Source organism: Succinatimonas hippei YIT 12066, assembly GCF_000188195.1.
Classification (GTDB): domain Bacteria; phylum Pseudomonadota; class Gammaproteobacteria; order Enterobacterales; family Succinivibrionaceae; genus Succinatimonas; species Succinatimonas hippei.
This window is the reverse complement of record NZ_GL831067.1, coordinates 35,517-52,855: the sequence shown is the minus strand read 5'-3', so window position 1 is coordinate 52,855 and position 17,339 is coordinate 35,517. Positions and strand designations below refer to the sequence as shown.

General features: G+C 39.9%; 17 protein-coding genes. 6 read left to right on the top strand and 11 right to left on the bottom strand.

Annotation, left to right across the window (positions count from 1 at the left end):
- Positions 1-38: 38 nt before the first annotated feature.
- The 5 genes from dgoD to HMPREF9444_RS09335 all read right to left on the bottom strand — a co-directional run bounded on the left by dgoD (position 39) and on the right by HMPREF9444_RS09335 (position 4,796).
- On the bottom strand, positions 39-1,190 hold the full coding sequence (gene dgoD / locus HMPREF9444_RS09355) for a galactonate dehydratase (protein ID WP_040909498.1): 1,152 nt from the start codon (positions 1,188-1,190) through the stop codon (positions 39-41).
- Between the two features lie 57 nt (positions 1,191-1,247).
- Positions 1,248-2,153, bottom strand: coding sequence for a 2-dehydro-3-deoxygalactonokinase (locus HMPREF9444_RS09350; protein ID WP_009144189.1), 906 nt, complete (start codon positions 2,151-2,153; stop codon positions 1,248-1,250).
- A 12-nt stretch (positions 2,154-2,165) separates the two neighbouring features.
- Positions 2,166-2,807: a bifunctional 4-hydroxy-2-oxoglutarate aldolase/2-dehydro-3-deoxy-phosphogluconate aldolase gene (locus tag HMPREF9444_RS09345; protein ID WP_148514433.1), complete on the bottom strand. Its 642-nt coding sequence runs from the start codon at positions 2,805-2,807 to the stop codon at positions 2,166-2,168.
- 237 nt (positions 2,808-3,044) lie between these two features.
- Positions 3,045-3,812 carry an IclR family transcriptional regulator gene (locus tag HMPREF9444_RS09340; RefSeq protein WP_009144187.1) on the bottom strand — a complete coding sequence of 256 codons (768 nt, stop codon included), beginning with the start codon at positions 3,810-3,812 and terminating at the stop codon, positions 3,045-3,047.
- 21 nt (positions 3,813-3,833) lie between these two features.
- Positions 3,834-4,796 carry a 2-hydroxyacid dehydrogenase gene (locus HMPREF9444_RS09335; RefSeq protein ID WP_009144186.1) on the bottom strand — a complete coding sequence of 321 codons (963 nt, stop codon included), beginning with the start codon at positions 4,794-4,796 and terminating at the stop codon, positions 3,834-3,836.
- Between the two features lie 276 nt (positions 4,797-5,072).
- Here HMPREF9444_RS09335 and HMPREF9444_RS09330 point away from each other — a divergent pair, with 276 nt between their 5' ends.
- The 6 genes from HMPREF9444_RS09330 to rmuC all read left to right on the top strand — a co-directional run bounded on the left by HMPREF9444_RS09330 (position 5,073) and on the right by rmuC (position 11,175).
- Positions 5,073-6,050 (top strand): TRAP transporter substrate-binding protein, encoded by a 978-nt coding sequence (locus HMPREF9444_RS09330; RefSeq protein ID WP_009144185.1) that lies wholly within the window; start codon positions 5,073-5,075, stop codon positions 6,048-6,050.
- 54 nt (positions 6,051-6,104) lie between these two features.
- A complete protein-coding gene (locus HMPREF9444_RS09325) occupies positions 6,105-6,614 on the top strand; it encodes a TRAP transporter small permease (protein WP_009144184.1) in 510 nt (169 codons plus the stop codon).
- Between the two features lie 2 nt (positions 6,615-6,616).
- Positions 6,617-7,927, top strand: a complete 1,311-nt coding sequence (locus HMPREF9444_RS09320) for a TRAP transporter large permease (protein WP_009144183.1) — start codon at positions 6,617-6,619, stop codon at positions 7,925-7,927.
- A 20-nt stretch (positions 7,928-7,947) separates the two neighbouring features.
- Entirely contained in the window at positions 7,948-8,367 is a 420-nt protein-coding gene (locus HMPREF9444_RS09315; RefSeq protein WP_040909496.1) for an HIT family protein, read from the top strand.
- Between the two features lie 17 nt (positions 8,368-8,384).
- A complete protein-coding gene (locus HMPREF9444_RS09310) occupies positions 8,385-9,572 on the top strand; it encodes an iron-containing alcohol dehydrogenase (protein ID WP_009144181.1) in 1,188 nt (395 codons plus the stop codon).
- Positions 9,573-9,720: 148 nt separating this feature from the next.
- Positions 9,721-11,175 carry a DNA recombination protein RmuC gene (gene rmuC / locus HMPREF9444_RS10685; protein WP_009144180.1) on the top strand — a complete coding sequence of 485 codons (1,455 nt, stop codon included), beginning with the start codon at positions 9,721-9,723 and terminating at the stop codon, positions 11,173-11,175.
- Between the two features lie 18 nt (positions 11,176-11,193).
- On the opposite strand, the gene HMPREF9444_RS09300 is transcribed toward rmuC, so the two are convergent.
- The 6 genes from HMPREF9444_RS09300 to HMPREF9444_RS09275 form a co-directional block, all read right to left on the bottom strand.
- A complete protein-coding gene (locus HMPREF9444_RS09300; protein WP_009144179.1) occupies positions 11,194-11,748 on the bottom strand; it encodes a hypothetical protein in 555 nt (184 codons plus the stop codon).
- A gap of 185 nt (positions 11,749-11,933) precedes the next feature.
- A complete protein-coding gene (pyk, locus tag HMPREF9444_RS09295) occupies positions 11,934-13,373 on the bottom strand; it encodes a pyruvate kinase (RefSeq protein WP_009144178.1) in 1,440 nt (479 codons plus the stop codon).
- 433 nt (positions 13,374-13,806) lie between these two features.
- Positions 13,807-14,517 carry a phosphoribosylaminoimidazolesuccinocarboxamide synthase gene (gene purC / locus HMPREF9444_RS09290; protein WP_009144177.1) on the bottom strand — a complete coding sequence of 237 codons (711 nt, stop codon included), beginning with the start codon at positions 14,515-14,517 and terminating at the stop codon, positions 13,807-13,809.
- 80 nt (positions 14,518-14,597) lie between these two features.
- On the bottom strand, positions 14,598-15,746 hold the full coding sequence (gene bamC / locus HMPREF9444_RS09285) for an outer membrane protein assembly factor BamC (RefSeq protein WP_040909495.1): 1,149 nt from the start codon (positions 15,744-15,746) through the stop codon (positions 14,598-14,600).
- Positions 15,747-15,768: 22 nt separating this feature from the next.
- Positions 15,769-16,851: a dTDP-glucose 4,6-dehydratase gene (gene rfbB / locus HMPREF9444_RS09280; protein ID WP_009144175.1), complete on the bottom strand. Its 1,083-nt coding sequence runs from the start codon at positions 16,849-16,851 to the stop codon at positions 15,769-15,771.
- Between the two features lie 6 nt (positions 16,852-16,857).
- Positions 16,858-17,319, bottom strand: coding sequence for a hypothetical protein (locus HMPREF9444_RS09275; protein ID WP_009144174.1), 462 nt, complete (start codon positions 17,317-17,319; stop codon positions 16,858-16,860).
- Positions 17,320-17,339: the final 20 nt, after the last annotated feature.

The window sequence follows — 17,339 nt, the reverse complement described above, 5'->3', positions numbered from 1 at the left end:
AAAAAGCGGGAAATCCCGCTTTTTTTTAATGTTTGAAATTACCATTCGGCAACAGATCCGTCAGGATGACGCCATACCGGATTATGCCAATTTACATCAGCTTCTTCAGCAGCTTTCTTTATTCTTTCTTCATTAACCTCAACACCGAGGCCAGGCTTGGTTAAGGCATGCAAGAAACCGTCAGACATATCAAAGTCTTCAGGATTGTTCACATAAGTTAAAAGCTCAGCCCCCTGATTATAATGAATACCCATGCTCTGTTCTTGCAGTGCCGCATTCCAAGACACCATATCAACAGCAAGACATGAAGCCAAAGCTACAGGACCCAACGGGCAATGCGGAGCAATAGCCACATCATAAGCCTCGGCCATTGAAGCGATCTTCATGCACTCGGTGATACCGCCGGCATGTGACAAATCAGGCTGAAGAATAGACACGCCGCGCGCCTCAAATACGCGTTTAAATTCAAAGCGTGAATACATACGCTCGCCAGCTGCAATAATAAGACTTGAGCAATCAGCTAAATCTCTATAATACTCACAGTTTTCAGCGAGTACCGGCTCCTCAATGAAATAAGGATGATAAGGTTCAAGCTCCTTCATCATTAACTTTGCCATCGGAGCAGTAACGCGGCCATGGAAATCAAGACCAAACTCAATTTCATCACCGAATTCTTTACGAATTTGTTCTGCAATGTGAATTGAATGCTTCATCTTTTTATGGGTATCAATCATACCCAAATCTTCACAGCCGTTAAGCTTAAATGTATCAAAACCGATTTCACGCAGTTTGTTAATGCCCTCAACCACGTCAGCGGGACGATCTCCGCCGACCCAACTGTAGGCCTTAATCTTATCGCGGACTTTTCCTCCTAACAGCTCAGTGACATTAACATTTAAAGCTTTACCTTTAATATCCCATAATGCCTGATCAATACCGGCAATGGCCGACATCATTATAGGACCGCCGCGATAAAAGCGTGTACGGTACAGCATCTGCCAAATATCATTGATATTAGAAGGATCTTTTCCGACAATGTATTCAGCACACTCATGAACAGCTGCTTCTACAGTCTTGGCATGACCTTCAACAACCGGCTCACCCCAACCGGAAATGCCCTCATCGGTCTCAATCTTGACGAACATCCAGCGCGGTAAAACACGGTAAGTACTGACCTTAGTAATCTTCATAACTCAATAACCTTTAAAAAACGCCCTTACGGGCGTTAAATTAATTTAAATATTTTATTACAGTAATGACTGTGCAAGCGGGATGATACCTTCCAAGAAACAAGTATCGGCATCAAGCTGCTTTGCTTCAAGTCCTGCAAGCTTCAAAGCTTTCTCATATCTTGCATAGAAGAAGTCATTGGCAATTACGGTAAGCGGGCTGTCTTCTTTTGTGAACTTGAAAATCTTCTGCATGGAAGCCACTTCAGCTCCGATTAAAAGACCTGATAAGAATTCACCGACATGGCAAGGCTTAATACCGCCTAAAATATTAGCACCGCGAATTTCAAACAAACGTGGAACGATATTATTTTCAGTATAACCGCGCTCCAAACCTGCCATGAAATCAGGCTCTGAATCTTCCTGCTCTCCGGCACCGAGTCCGACCAATGAATACTTCATCATAATAGAGTGCATTTCACCGGTCATTGCAGTTCTAAAGCTGTTAACGCGAGAACCGTCAGCCAATACCCACTTGCAGTGAGTACCCGGCATAATATAAACCTTAGAAGGACTTAATTTAAAAGCTCCGGCCAGCTGAGTCTCTTCTCCGCGAATAACGTTCCAGTTATCTTTATCCCTTACGCAAATACCGGGAACAATACGAATTTTATATCCTTTTGAGTGGTGTACTTCTGTCAATTGACTGGAAAGATCTCCCAAATCAACCGGGCAATCAAGGTATGCAGCATCAGTCCAGCCGTTAATACTTCCCACCATTCCTGCCATAATAGTCGGCATCGGGCCGTATTTTTGGAACCATTCTGCAGTAAGACGATCAAAAGCACCTTCACAGTCTTTACCGCGAACAGTAGTTACGCCTTCATGGGATTTTTTTATTTCAACCTGCTTTCCGTCTAAATACAAGAAAGCACGAATATTGGTTGACCCCCAATCACATACGACAAAATTTTTCGCGCTCATTTAATCTCTCCTTTACTTGATAGCAGCGACAAAACCCTTGGCAGCGTTGCGAACGCCATCAAAATCACCTGAAGCGATTTTTTTAGCATTAATAATGTGTGAACCTACACCTGCAGACATAAAACCAGAAGACAAGAATTCTTTTACATTATCTACGCTTACACCGCCGACAGCCATTAATGGGATGTGGTTAATCGGAGCTCTGAAGGCTTTAACGTATTCAAGCCCTAAAATCGAAGCCGGGAATAACTTGACGATATCAGCACCTTCATTATAAGCAGTTGCCACTTCTGACGGTGTAAAAGCTCCGGGAACAGCTATAAGACCGAGTTTTTTCATCTCGTGAATTACGGCGACATCAGTATTTGGAGCCAGTGCAAAATCAGCCCCGGCTGCCTTGGCAGCACGAGCCTGCTCAATGGTCATCACGGTACCGGCGCCGACGCACATCTTATCTCCTAAAGCATTTTTAACTTTTTCAATTGATTTAGGAGTATCAATAAGATTAGTAGAGGATGATTGATCAAAAGTGATTTCCAGTAAACAAATACCTTCTTCATTAATGATTTGAGAAGCTTTTAACAAATTATCCCCGTAAACGCCGCGAGAGATCGCAACTAATTTTTTTTCATAAATAAAATCTAAAGTATTCATAACTATCATCACCTTTAAATTTCTTGCAAAAAAGGAGATTTAATCCTTTTTATAAAAATTTAATCTCTTCATTTTGAGAAACTTTTAAATAAAAAGCGAGATTTACGGGAAAAACAAAAAAGCACCCCAAATAACCTCATTATTAAAGAATAATCAAAAATTGAACTAAAAAAATCTACGATCATCACAAATTTTATTATATTAAAATCAATTCTAATATAATAGATAAAAATTAATCTAATATGAAAGAATACTTTGCTCAATGCTGCTTGCGCACTGCTTCACTTTTCTTACCACATCCGGGATCACATCATCATTAAATTTAAGAACAGATCCGACAATTGATATCGCTCCTAACAGTTCATGCTGCGCATTAAAAACAGGGGCTGCTACACAACGAATATCGGCCTCACCTTCACTATTATCAAAAGCCCAACCTTGAAGTCTTATTTTTGCAAGTTCTGCCCTTAACGCTTCTGGCGTGGTTATAGAAGTAGGACTTTCAGGTGTATAATCAATCGTCGGTAGAATTCTTTCTCTTACCTCAGGACTTTGATAAGCAAGAAGACATTTGCCTAATCCTGCATGCACCAATGAAACAGGCAATCCCTCGCGAGATTTTATAAGCATTCCGGCACGCGGACTTTCAAGCTTAATCACGTAAAATCCGCGATCTCCTTCCATGATCCCATAATGCACGGCAAGGCAATCAACACTGTCTAAAAGTGAACTTAATGACGGAACGATTTTATCGCGCAAATCAATATTACGAGAAGCACAAGAGCCGAGCTCTATAAGACGCATCCATAATTGCAAATTACCGTTTTTATCCTGATTGATCAGTCCCTGTTTTAGCATTTCATCAACTAAAACATATCCGGAACTACGCGGCAGTTTTAAAGCGCTAACCAACTCTGAGATAGTACATTTTTTATGCTTTTCAAGATAAGACAAAATTGCCATACATCTTGTAAGTGCAGGAACTCGTGATTTTTCTTCCATCATAACCTCTTCAAATTTCGGAAGTTATTTTACCTTAAAACACTCAGGGACCGGAGTGATAAGTTCTTTTCCCTGAATGAAAGCCGTAACGTTATCAAAAACAAGCTGCGCCATCGCTTTACGGGTCTCCCAAGTAGCACTGGCCATATGCGGCGTTAAGATGACATTATCAAGATTACGCAATTTGTCACTGACATAAGGTTCATGTTCAAAAACATCCAAGGCCGCTCCTCTAATTTCTTTATTGATAAGAGCTCCAGTTAAATATTCCTCGTCTACAACACTGCCGCGTGAAATATTAATTAATGCTCCCGAAGCCCCCAACGCTTTTAAAACATTTTTATTAATTAAATGGCAGTTTTCCTTAATCCCGGGAACGCATACAACCAGAAAATCTGAAAAAGAGGCCAAATCAACCAATGAAGAAAAATATAGATAATTTTCATTATCAACTTTACTTTGATTGCAATAACCTATAGTCACGTCAAAAGCGGATAAACGTTTGGCAATTGCGCTGCCGATTCTTCCCATACCGACAATGCCGACCCTGCTTCCTGAAACTTTATGCGTCCAAGAAAAAGATCCCATTCCCAACTCTTGCCATTTTCCGTATTTAACAAACTTATCTGCTTTAGGAATTTCCCGACTTAACGCTATAAGCAAACCTACTCCCAAATCCGCGACATCATCAGTCAACACTCCCGGCGTATGGGTAACTTTTATACCTTTTTTAACCGCATAATTTACATCGATCCCGTCGTACCCAACGCCAAAATCTGCAATCAGCTTTAAATTATTATATTTATCAATCAAATCCTTACCAACTTTGGCTTCACCGTTAGTAATCATTATTTCCGTATTATTCAAAATTTCTTCATTATCTGTGATTCCTTGAGCTTCAGCCAAGTCAATCATCTTGTACTGCTTATTGATTAAATCTTCAAGCATAGAAGGAATATAGGCCTGTTTTACTATTAAAGCACTCATATTTAACACCAATTTTTTATAAAACTGTCTATCTTATAAGACATAATTAAAATTATTTATTTGAAAAAAATCACATTTTTACTATTTTAAAGCAAATAATTTCAGTTTAAGTCTTAGATAACATATTGAAAATTATATATAATTTAACTAAATCTGTTATTATAGACACATGAATATTATTTTGAATAATTGTGATTTATATCATGCTACTTGTATTTTTCTTTTTATATCCTAAATAACAACTTCAATTTCATCCATATTGAACGAGGTCCCGATATGAAATTATCAAAAATCTCCGCAGCCCTTTTAGCCTGTGTTACCTGCGCGGCTTTAGCCTCCTCTGTTGAAGCCCGCGAATTAAGAATGGCTCATTCTCATGTAGAAGATGATCCTACTCACTTAAGCTTCGTCGCTTTTGGTGAAAAATTAAAAGAACTCTCAGGCGGTGATATAACAGTCACCATTTTCCCTAACGGCCAATTAGGCGGTGAACGTGAAGTTGCTGAACAGGTTTTAAACGGAGCTCTCGATATCAGCATGGTCGGAGGTCAGGTCATTGAAACCTTCTTCCCCCGCTACGCCGTAACTAATATTCCTTACCTTTTCAGATCTTTTGAACACGTGCAGCACTTCATTAAATCCGATATCGCATATAAATATCTGCTTGACGCTTCTGCCGATGAAGGTTTTAAGGGTTTATGGTTTGAAACCTGTGGACCGCGCAGCTTCTATACTAAAAAACCCATCAATAAACCTGAAGATTTAGACGGACTCAAGATGCGCGTTCCTGAATCGCAGATGTCAATTGACACTGTAAAGCTTATGGGCGGACAACCTACGCCTCTATCATCAACTGAAGTTTATTCAGCTTTACAGCAATCAGTTATTGATGGTGCAGAAAACAACTTCGTGTTCTATGTACAGTCTCGCCATTTTGAAGTAGCCAAATACTTCAACGAAGACGAACACTCCATGCCGCCTAACGTAGTAATTATGTCTCAATATACTTGGGATGACTTATCCGAGCAGGAACAGCAGTGGGTTACAGAAGCTGCCGCTTATGCTCGTGATGAGCAAATGCGTCTTTTCGTTGAGCAAACTAACGCCAATAAAGCAAAAGCGAAAGATCTCGGCATCGAAATCGTAACTGTAGATAAAGCTCCGTTCGTCGAAAAGACCAAGAGCATTCTTGAAAATGAAATGAAAAATCCAGATCGTGCCGACCTCATTAAGGCTATTCAGGAATTACAGTAATCTTTTTAATCTGGCGGCATCATCCTGATGCCGTCTTTTTACGGATAGAAAAAAATGCAGACTGTTAAATTTCTAAAATCCGTGATGGATAAATGCCTCTTTGGCATTAATATCGTGATTTTAACATTGCTAGTAGTCGATGTGACTTGGCAGGTTTTATCACGCTATGTAGCGCAATCACCAAGTACTTTTACCGATGAAGCCGCGCGTTTTCTCATGGTATGGATGAGTTTCTTAGGTGGAGCTTACCTCTTTGGCAACAACGGACATTTAAGCGTTACCTCATTAAGAGATATGATGCCGGCAAATGCCAAGAAAACCGTAGTCGCCTTTACTTATGCGCTTATAGTTCTTTTTGCCGTATTCGTCATGATCTACGGCAGTCAACGCTTAATCGGCAGAACTATGGGACAACCTTCCCCTTCTTTAGGAATCCCGATGGGAGTATTCTATTCTATTCTGCCAATAAGTGCTGTTTGCATCATTTACTACATGATATTAAACATCATCGAACTGTTTTTAGGTAACGGTTCAGCCAACGAAGACAAAAAAGAAGGAGCCTAAAAATGGATGCATCTATAGGCATTTACCTTGTTCTTATTTTTGGCGCCTTAATTGCTTTAGGCGTTCCCATTGCCATCAGTATCGGCGTTTCTTCTGTCATTATTCTCATAAGTACTATGCCGTTTACCGTAGCAGTATCAACTGCCGGTCAAAAAATGGTAACCGGTATAGACAGCTTTAGCTTGCTGGCCGTTCCTCTATTTATTCTAGCCGGTAATATCATGAACCATGGCGGCATAGCCAACAGATTGATCCGCTTTGCCTACATATTCGTAGGACGCATCCCCGGTGCCGTTTCTCATGTAAACATTGTAGCCAACATGCTTTTCGGATCCGTATCCGGATCGGCTGTAGCAGCCGTAGCTGCCGTAGGCAAAACCTTACTGCCGCAGGTACAAAAAAACGGTATGGACGTTTCTTTGTTCACTGCAGCCAATATCGCTTCCGGACCTACAGGACAAATTATTCCCCCCTCAAACGGCATGATCGTTTACTCAGTAGTAAGCGGCGGCACTTCAATCGGTGCTTTATTCCTTGCTGGCTATATTCCGGGAATATTAATGGGTCTTGCCAGTATGATTGTAGTTGCAATCTACTTAAAGATTAATCCTGCCCTCGCTGGCGATAGAGTAGTAGTTAAATTTACCTTCAAAGAAGCATGTCAAATTATTTGGCAAGCTTTCCCGAGTCTTGCTCTTATCATCGTCATCATCGGCGGTATCATAGCTGGTATTTACACCGCAACCGAAGCTGCCTGCGCTGCCGTTGTTTATGCTCTGATCTTATCCGTCATTTACAAACAGATTGACCTTAAAACCTTAAAGTTCATTGCCAAAGATACGATTGAAATCAGCAGTTTGGTGTTATTCCTTATCGGTGCGTCATCGGCAATGTCTTATGTCCTTGCCTATACTCAGCTGCCTAAACTTATCAGCGACACCATTTTAGGGATTACCACTAATGAAATTATAATTCTGCTTATCATCAACGTAGTACTGCTTATAGTCGGCATGTTTATGGACTTGACTCCGGCACTTTTGATCTTCACCCCGATCTTCCTGCCTATCGCTACTGCTATCGGTATGCATCCGGTCCATTTCGGTATCATGATCATGTTCAATCTTTGCGTAGGTATTATGACGCCTCCTGTAGGCAGTGCATTATTCGTCGGATGCAGCATCAGCGGTGTTTCAATTGAAAGTGCTACCCGTAAATTGCTGCCGTTCTTCGCCGCAATTATTATCGTGCTGATGTTAGTAACCTATATCCCGGCATTGTCCATGTCTATTCCTACTTGGGCCGGAATGATTTAGCATAAGAAGTTAATAAAAAAATGAGTAGTTGTTTTTATTGTGAAGACGGTGAAACCCGTAAAAGCTTAATGATTGAAATCTGCAAGCTTAATATGTCAACCGTCTACCTAAATAAAGATCAAAAACATAAAGGACGCGTCGTTTTAAAGTTTAAAGATCATAAAACAGAGGTAAGCGACTTAACCCCAGAAGAAAACCAAATCTTCTTTGCCGAGCTGTCACAAGTAGTTAAAGCAATAGTTAACCTATATCATCCTGATAAAGTTAACTACGCCATATACGGTGACTTAGTACCGCATCTGCACATTCATATCGTACCTAAGTACAAAGATGGTCTACAATGGGGCGGTCCGTTTAAAGATGATGTTCCAAAAGTAACATTATCCGATGATGAATATGCCAAAATGGTAGCTGAATTAAGAGCTGAAATTTTAAAATAATCGAGGATTTACGAAAAATGAATAATTTTAACTTCCATCGTCCTACTGATATTTATTTTGGGCGCGGAGCTGAAAACAACGCCGGAGAAATTTGCAAAAAACACGGGGGAACCAAAGTTCTCATTCATTTTGGCGGAAAATCTGCAATTAAATCAGGACTTATCGATCGTGTTGAAAAATCCTTAACTACTGCCGGTTTATCTTATGTAAAGCTTGGCGGCGTTCAACCTAATCCTCGTGCAGAGTTAGTATATGAAGGCATTAAACTTTGCAAAAAGGAAGGCGTTGACATGATTTTAGCTGTCGGCGGCGGAAGCGTCATTGACAGTTCTAAAGCAATTGCTATGGGTGTTCCTTATGACGGCGACTTCTGGGACTTCTTTATGGGAGGAAAAACCCCTGAAGTATCTTTACCTTTAGGATCTGTTCTTACTATTGCAGCTGCAGGATCTGAGTGTTCAAACAGCTGTGTTATTGATAAAGAAGTCAACGGTATCATTAAAAAGAAAGGAAGCAACTGTCAAGCAAATGTAGCTAAGTTTGCCATTATGAACCCTGAACTTACCATGACTTTGCCTCCGTACCAAACAGCCTGCGGCTGCTGTGACATCATGTGCCACGTCATGGAAAGATATTTCACCAATACTAAGGACGTAGAAGTTACCGATCAGCTATGCGAAGGCATCTTAAGAGCAATGGTAGCTATGATTCCTCGCGTTATGAAAGATCCTAACGACTATGAGGCTCGTGCCAACATTATGTGGGCATCATCTCTTGCCCATAACAATCTCTGCGGCGTGGATCGCGAACAGGACTGGGCCAGCCACCGTATTGAACATGAGCTTTCGGCGTTATACGACTGTGCTCACGGAGCCGGACTTTCCGTCATTATGCCGGCATGGATGGAGCACGTTATGGACCATGACGTAATGCGCTTTGCTCAATTTGCAAACCGCGTTTTCGGCTGTGCAATGGATTTTGCGCATCCCGAAGTAACCGCCAAAAACGGCATTGCCGCATTAAGAGCTTTATGGAAGTCAGCCGGTTTACCTCTTTCTTTTGCAGATCTCGGTGCAAAGAAAGAAGATATTCCGACACTGCTTAATAACTTAGGAATTGATGATCATACCGAAGGTCACTTTATGATCTTAAAGCGTCCTGATGTTGAAGCTATTTTCAATATCGCCGCAAATTACAAAGATTAATTATCTATCTCTTTCATTCTAAAAACGCCAATTTTCCTATCAAATTGGCGTTTTTTATTTCATATCCCATATAAGTAAAATTCTATTCTTAATTACCCTTAAAATGCTATCGTGTTAATATTAATAAAATTTTTAAAAAGAGCACAGTATGTACAGTTTTACATTTACTCCGTTAAATATCGTTTTTTTATTAATAATTTTCTTTCTGCTTTGTCTATCTTTTATTTTTTATAAAAAACTTATAAAAAATAAAATGCTCGTCAGCATAATCACTCAAGATCTGGATAAAACAAAAGAAAACCTTCTTCAAAAAGAAAATGACGTCGCCAAACTGACAAATGATAATCAAAATCTTATTTTGGAACTTACATCACAAAAGCGAGATAACTATAACTTAACCAATCAGCTTAACGAATATGCAACGAATTTAGCTTCCAGCAAAGCCTCAATTGACAATCTTTCCCTTGAGCGTACTAATTTAAAAAACGAAATCGCCTCATTAAACGAAAGAATTAAAAACGTTAACGAACAAAGAAAAATTGAAAATGACAAACAAGAACATATATATAAAGATCTTGAGCAAAAGCTTACAATAATCGGCGAAAAACTGCTCAAGCAACGCAGTGCGGAATTGCAAAAATCAGGACAGGAACAATTTTCACTTGCTGTAAAACCGCTAAAAGAAGAACTATCAGTGTTTCGTGAATTTTTAAACTCAGTACAAAAAATAAATTCCGAGCAAGCAGGTTCACTTAAAAACGAACTATTAAAACTGCAGCAGGCTCAGCAGTCATTAACCAAACAGGCAGATGAGCTATCTTTTGCCCTCAGATCAAACGGCAAAAGTCAAGGTATCTGGGGTGAACATCAGCTTGAATTGGTACTGGAAAACTCTGGATTACGTAAAGGCTATGAGTATGATCGAGAAGTCGCAGGCAATCGATCCTTAGGAGAAAACGGTCGCCCTGACGTGGTTATTCGTTTACCTAAAGGACATTCCATTATTATCGATTCCAAATGCTCACTTACTGACTACACAGTCTTTATCAATGCAGCAAAAGAAGAAGAACGCAATGAAGCACTAAAAAAACATCTCAGCTCTTTAAAATCTCATATAAACGAGCTGGCAAAAGCAAAATATAATGAATATTTAAGTCTTAACTCCCCTTCTTTTGTCTTCATGTTTGTACCTATTGATAATGCTCTATCATTAGCGCTTAAAGAAGACAGCAATCTATATGATTATGCCGTAAAAAATAACGTATATTTAGTTTCACCTTCTAATTTACTGCCTGCCTTAAGAGTAGTATCAAATCTATGGGTGCTTTCTACACAAAATGACAGATTGCGCAAACTTGCCTCCGATGCGCAAAATATCTATAAAAAGTGCGATTTGGTTATTGAAGCTTTTGAAGATATGGAAAAACGTTATAAATCGCTAGGCGACAGCATCGATAATGCCGGCAACCGTTTCTACCGCGGAAAAGGAAATCTGCGCAATCTGCTGCAGGGCTTTTCGTTTAATTCCCCTAAAGCATTAAATGAAGCTGACGGAGCTATTATAGAGAAAGAACCTATTAAAAAGGCGCTTATAAGTAAATAGCGCCTTTTCAAACTTAAATTAGAAACGTCGAGAGCCTTTTTCGTCCTCGTCGTTTGGTTTCCTGAACAAGTCACTTGCTGAATAAGATGAGGTCGGAATCTCCTGATTCTGCATATTCTGCTTATTCTTAAAGAAACCGGCAATTACAGGTATAAGCATCATAGCGAGAACGTAAAGCAGGAAACCACCGCCGAAAATTCCTACGCCTAACATCATCATACCCATCATACCAAGACCGCCTAAAAATCCGAATAATCCGGCACGTGCTGCAGAATTAGCTGCAGTGCCTTTATTGGCATTTGCAGCAGTATTATTTTTAGAGGCATTAGTTGAGGCTGCAGATTTTCCTTTACCGCCAAAATTCATAGAAAAGCCCTTGTTTGCCCTTCCGAACCCGCCAAAGCCTCTTGCCTGCAAGGAATCATCAACAAAAGATACAGCGACGTCAGAAAAACCGTTAACTACAGCCACGCCTATTGAAGAAATATTCACAGAAGTTGAGGCGTGAGCCGCACCAAAAGATAAGAACAAACACAAAACCAATGACTTAACAAATAAAGAAAACTTTTTCACCTTAAATATCCTAAAAAAGAGAAAATTGAAAAATGATTATACTAAATCGTAGAAATATTAACACGATACCAAAACTACAACTGTTCGTTAATCGACAACGATCACAGTATTAAAAATGCATAAAGTTCATAGCACATCCCCTGCTGTCAAAACTTAAGAGGATGTGCTCATTAGACGTAGTAATATCAGTTAATAGTAATGACTCGCATACTGTCAGTCTGTCCCGACTTGCCCATAGTCATACCAAAAGTTACTACCAGCTTATCTCCTTTTTGCACCAGGCTGCGTGCTTTTAACTCTTCAATTGCAGCATATAAAACTTCATCACGAGTATTAAAAGACATTATATCCAGATCAAAAGGAAACACTCCGCGATACATGCACATCCAAGACACTGTTTTAGGATAACGGGAAAAAGCGTAAATCGGCAAACCGGAGCGGATACGAGACATCAACAACGGCAAGTGTCCGCTGTCGGAAAACGTTATTAAGCCATGAATTCCGCGCAAATGGTTAGCGGCAAACATTGCAGAAATAGCTATAGTTTCTTCAGCTGACTCAAAGATTCTGTCAGCACGATAATTAGAATGCTTAACTGAATTCTCAGCTCCATGACATACTTTTGACATGGCTGTAACCGTTTCAACCGGAAAATCTCCAGCTGCTGTTTCTGCTGACAGCATCACGGCATCAGTGCCATCCAATACAGCGTTTGCAACATCCATCACTTCAGCTCGTGTCGGCATCGGAGCTTTAATCATAGACTCCATCATCTGAGTTGCGGTAATTACAACCCTGTCAAGACCACGTGCTAAATTGATAAGATTTTTCTGAACGCTCATTAATCGAGCATCACCGATTTCAACTCCCAAATCTCCACGCGCTACCATAACGGCATCTGCCGCTAAAATAATATCGCGCATGGATTCTTCTGAAACTACGGCTTCAGCTCGTTCTACTTTTGCCACAATTCGAGCATCAGAGCCCGCTTCACGTAACAGCTTACGAGCATAAACCAAGTCCTCGCCAGAACGCGGAAATGAAATTGCCATGTAATCAAGATCTAAGGCTGCGGCATATTTAATATCTTGCTTATCTTTATCCGTTAAAGCAGGAGCAGAAAGTCCGCCTCCTTTTTTATTGATGCCCTTAGAGTTAGACAAAATACCTGCTACGATAACAACGGTATAAATCCTAGCGCCGTCGACCCTTTCAACCTCTAATTGGATCCTGCCGTCATCAAGAAGCAATACATCACCTGATTTTAAATCTTGAGGCAATGCTTTATAAGTAAGACCTACTTGATTCTGATCTCCGTCATCATGACCGAGTTCGGCATCCAAAACAAATTTATCACCAAGAGAAAGCTTTATCGGACCGTTTTTAAAAGCGCCTATACGGATCTTCGGTCCCTGTAAATCTCCCATAATTGCAACGGGAAGGCCCAATCTATGAGAAATTTCTCTTACTGCCTCAACACGGCGCTTATGATCTTCAAATGCTCCATGAGAAAAATTGATTCTGACTACATTTGCACCTGCTTTAATTATTCCTTCCAAAACTCCCGGACGATCAGTTGCAGGTCCTAACGTTGAAACAATTTTTGTACGACGTTTTTTAGGCATTTTTTTACCCTATAAATTTGCTCAAAACATGAATTAAAAAACAGCAATATATCTTCCATTCAAGTTTAAACCAAAATTAAGGACAAAACTTTTATCAACTGCTAAAAATTGTAAAGTCACAATTGACATTAAAGTCTAAAAAACACTGTTAGCCGGGATTTATATTTAGATTTTAGAAATCTTCTTTGATTATTCGAAGACATAAATATCCTAACCATCTAGCTAATTATGGAAAAATGCTTCGTGATCACCCAGACATGCGGCAACAAGACGCTTTCAATTCTTCAACACTATATCGTGAAAAAAGACATAATAAAAAAAATTACTCTACATGATGTACTTTGCTCTAAAAGATAGACATACACTACTAATATTTTTTGAAAAAAAACGCCCGATTTAAATCGAGCGTCTTAAACAAGCAAAAAACGTAAAATTACAGCGGGCAACCGATACGACGAGCAACTTCTTCGTATGCTTCAATAACACCGCCTAATCCCTGACGGAAGCGATCCTTATCAAGTTTCTTACGGGTCTCTTTATCCCATAAACGGCAGCCATCCGGAGAGAACTCATCACCTAGAATCAACTGACCATTGTATTTACCGAACTCAAGCTTATAGTCAACCAAGATAAGACCGGCTTTATCAAACAAATCTTTTAATACCTCATTAATCTTATAAGAAAGATTACGCATGGTATCGATATCTTCCTGAGTGCCCCAACCAAATGAAACGATATGAGAATCGTTAACCATCGGATCATCTAATGCATCACTCTTTAAGAAGAACTCAAAGGTAGGAGGATTAAGGTCAAGGCCTTCCTTAACGCCGTAACGCTTGCAGATTGATCCTGCGCTAACATTACGGACCACGCACTCAACCGGAACCATCTCTAACTTCTTTACCAAGCATTCGGTATCGGAAAGAAGTTCCTCAACATGGACAGGAATACCGGCTTCTTCAAGCTTCTTCATAATAAAGAAATTGAAGTGATTGTTTGTGCGTCCCTTACGATCTAACTGCTCAATTTTCTTGCCGTTAAAGGCTGAGGTGTCGTCGCGGAACAACATAATATAGTGATTAGGATCATCAGTTTCATAAACTGATTTTGCCTTGCCACGATAAAGCTCTCTTTTCTTTTCCATGATGAGATCCTGAAAAATAAATTAACATCAAAGCACATTGTGAACTTAATCACAATGCGCGTATTTTACTACAAAAAGCCTTAATTAGCAGAATTTAGAGCAAACTCTCTTGAAAGAGCTTGAGAGAATCCGCTGTAAAGCCCTGCAAGATCCGTAGCTGATAACGGTTTATCATCATCGTCATAGAAAGTAATAACCGTCTTATCACCGTTAACACCTAATCTTATGATGTATGAATTAGCTTCAAGATTAAACGGATTAACTCCTAAATCTCTAAAGAAATCCGGATCGTCTTCTTCAAGAGTTACATTAAATGAACCGTGAGAAATAGAAAATTCATCAATAATGAATCCGTATTTCGGCAGCATCTGCTGCATAACTCTCATGGTTTCATCATAAGGAGCATTTACGGTAAATGTTTCCTGATTATTGTTGTCAACACCGATTGAAACCGTTACATTACTTAAGTCCTGACTCTGAGAATTAACGGTACTATCAATTTCTTTGATAATACTATTGGCAAATCCCATTGCAAAACGCTCAAGCTCAATCGGAGTCAAAACATTTTCAAGCATCTTGCCGTTTGACAATTGTGTCATCGAACCGATAACCGAAGAGGCTATGCCTAAATCCCCATTTTGCGCTCTACCGATACGAATACGATAGATTTGATGGTAGCAAAGAGCATGCGACGCACGATTGGCCGGAGTATAAGGGACACCGAATTCATTAAAATCAGCAGCTAAAGTAGTAAGCTCAAATGCTCCGGGCGTAACTTGACCGACTTCAATATTAAGTCTCTGCAATACTTTACCTAAAAGTTGCCATGCCTGCTTCTCATCTGCAATTCCGTGAGCTCCGCCTTGCTTTAACCAAACAATAGCTTCACCTGCGCTCCATTGAGCATTAACTCCTAAAGCAGATCGCAAAGGAACTACAGGAGCCCTGACATCGATATCCTTACCGATTTCTCCAGTATTGGTATAACTTAACATCGGAACGTCCATCGATCGGTCGGACGGAGGAACTGCAAGTCCCGGAGGAACCACCAGCTGATCTGGAATATCAGTAACCTCTGCATGCTCATAATAGCCTGTAGGCTCACGTAATGACGTATCAACAGTACCGTCAAAATACTGCCACCAATGACGAATAATATTACAGCCTGCAAGCTGAGTACTTGCTACTGCCATACTCAATGCCATTACGGTGAATTTGATTTTTGACAAAATCTTTCTCCTTTAATAGCCGTTAACGTACGGAAAAATCCTTAGTACGTTTTTTAAGCTCACGCCACCATTTGTCATTATTTAAATACCATAAAAGCGTAAGCTTAATACCTTCTTTGAAAGTTAAAGAAGGTTTAAAGTTAAGTTCTGCCTCAGCTTTTCTCGGATCTATAGCATATCGACGATCATGTCCCGGACGATCGGTAACATGAACGATAGCTTTTTTGCACGACATACCTTTTGCCGGATAAGCAGACGGGTAGCGATCTTTTAAACTTGAATCTTCTTTAAACTCTTCATCAATGCATTCACATACCGTATTGACTACTTCAAGATTGGTAAGTTCTGCTCTACCGCCTATATTCCATGTTTTATCAGACTGACCGCTGAGAATAGCAGCATCGATAGCTCTGCAATGATCATCGACAAAGAGCCAATCACGAATTTGTTTTCCATCACCGTAAACCGGAACTTCCTTACCGGTAAGCAAGTTAGTTATGACAAGAGGAATAAGCTTTTCAGGAAACTGACGCGGTCCATAATTATTGGAACAATTAGTGATGGTTGCCTTTAATCCGTAAGTATGGACAAAAGCTCTTACTAAACAATCAGATGATGCTTTAGATGCTGAATACGGAGAATTAGGACGATACGGATTCTCTTCTGAAAAAGGAGGATCTGTCAAAGATAACGTTCCGAACACTTCATCAGTAGATATATGATGGAAATGTCCATGGCATACACCGTCTTTTACCCACATCTTATAAGCTGCTTTCAACAAGCAGTATGTGCCTTCAATATTGGTCTTGATAAAGGCATCAGGTCCTAAAATCGAGCGATCAACATGAGACTCAGCAGCAAAATGGACTATCACGTCTATTTTGTATTTCTCAATTAAAGAAACCACCAACTTCTCATCAAGAATATCGCCTTTAACGAAAGTAAAATGCGGATTATCAATAAGCGGATCCAAAGTTTCCCTGCATCCGGCGTAAGTTAAAGCATCTAAAACTACAACATTATCTGCAGGAAAATTTGTCAAATGATAAAAAACGTAGTTAGAGCCGATAAAACCGGCTCCTCCAGTAACCAGCAAGTTAGCCATACAAAATTAATTCTCGGTTAAATCATTATGAACAAGCGGCTTTTGCAGATAATTAAATAAATTCTCACTTACCATATTGAGAACCTCTTTAATACTGCTAAGTTCAGGATCGTAGGCATTAATATATGTAGGCTCTGAATCTGCTTCGTAATAGCAAACGCTTGAAAATACAGCATCGACATCGGTATCAGATAAAGTAAGCGAACAACGAAAATCTACAAAACGCTCTACTCCTGCTTGAATCAGCAAAGGATCACGCATGATTTTTCTAAAGTTAATCACGCCCATAGATCTGTCTTCTAAGAAAATCTTCTTCGGACGAACGCCCTCTTTTACCCAATGCTCTGCTTTGTCATAAGCACGTTCAAGCATGCTTTCGGAGTGATAAGAAAAGGCTACTTCATAGTCGCTGCCGGGAGGCGGTGCCATGTTGTCGTCTTTTTCATTTTCATTTTCAAAATCTGACATTTTTTGCTCCTTACTATTTC

Coding starts and splice junctions, on each gene's coding strand:
- HMPREF9444_RS09325 (WP_009144184.1), top strand. CDS start 6,105: ATGCAGACTGTTAAATTTCTAAAATCCGTGATGGATAAATGCCTCTTT.
- HMPREF9444_RS09310 (WP_009144181.1), top strand. CDS start 8,385: ATGAATAATTTTAACTTCCATCGTCCTACTGATATTTATTTTGGGCGC.
- rfbB (WP_009144175.1), bottom strand. CDS start 16,851: ATGGCTAACTTGCTGGTTACTGGAGGAGCCGGTTTTATCGGCTCTAAC.
- HMPREF9444_RS09340 (WP_009144187.1), bottom strand. CDS start 3,812: ATGATGGAAGAAAAATCACGAGTTCCTGCACTTACAAGATGTATGGCA.
- HMPREF9444_RS09275 (WP_009144174.1), bottom strand. CDS start 17,319: ATGTCAGATTTTGAAAATGAAAATGAAAAAGACGACAACATGGCACCG.
- dgoD (WP_040909498.1), bottom strand. CDS start 1,190: ATGAAGATTACTAAGGTCAGTACTTACCGTGTTTTACCGCGCTGGATG.
- pyk (WP_009144178.1), bottom strand. CDS start 13,373: ATGCCTAAAAAACGTCGTACAAAAATTGTTTCAACGTTAGGACCTGCA.
- HMPREF9444_RS09335 (WP_009144186.1), bottom strand. CDS start 4,796: ATGAGTGCTTTAATAGTAAAACAGGCCTATATTCCTTCTATGCTTGAA.
- HMPREF9444_RS09345 (WP_148514433.1), bottom strand. CDS start 2,807: ATGAATACTTTAGATTTTATTTATGAAAAAAAATTAGTTGCGATCTCT.
- HMPREF9444_RS09330 (WP_009144185.1), top strand. CDS start 5,073: ATGAAATTATCAAAAATCTCCGCAGCCCTTTTAGCCTGTGTTACCTGC.
- HMPREF9444_RS09320 (WP_009144183.1), top strand. CDS start 6,617: ATGGATGCATCTATAGGCATTTACCTTGTTCTTATTTTTGGCGCCTTA.
- purC (WP_009144177.1), bottom strand. CDS start 14,517: ATGGAAAAGAAAAGAGAGCTTTATCGTGGCAAGGCAAAATCAGTTTAT.
- HMPREF9444_RS09350 (WP_009144189.1), bottom strand. CDS start 2,153: ATGAGCGCGAAAAATTTTGTCGTATGTGATTGGGGGTCAACCAATATT.
- HMPREF9444_RS09315 (WP_040909496.1), top strand. CDS start 7,948: ATGAGTAGTTGTTTTTATTGTGAAGACGGTGAAACCCGTAAAAGCTTA.
- rmuC (WP_009144180.1), top strand. CDS start 9,721: ATGTACAGTTTTACATTTACTCCGTTAAATATCGTTTTTTTATTAATA.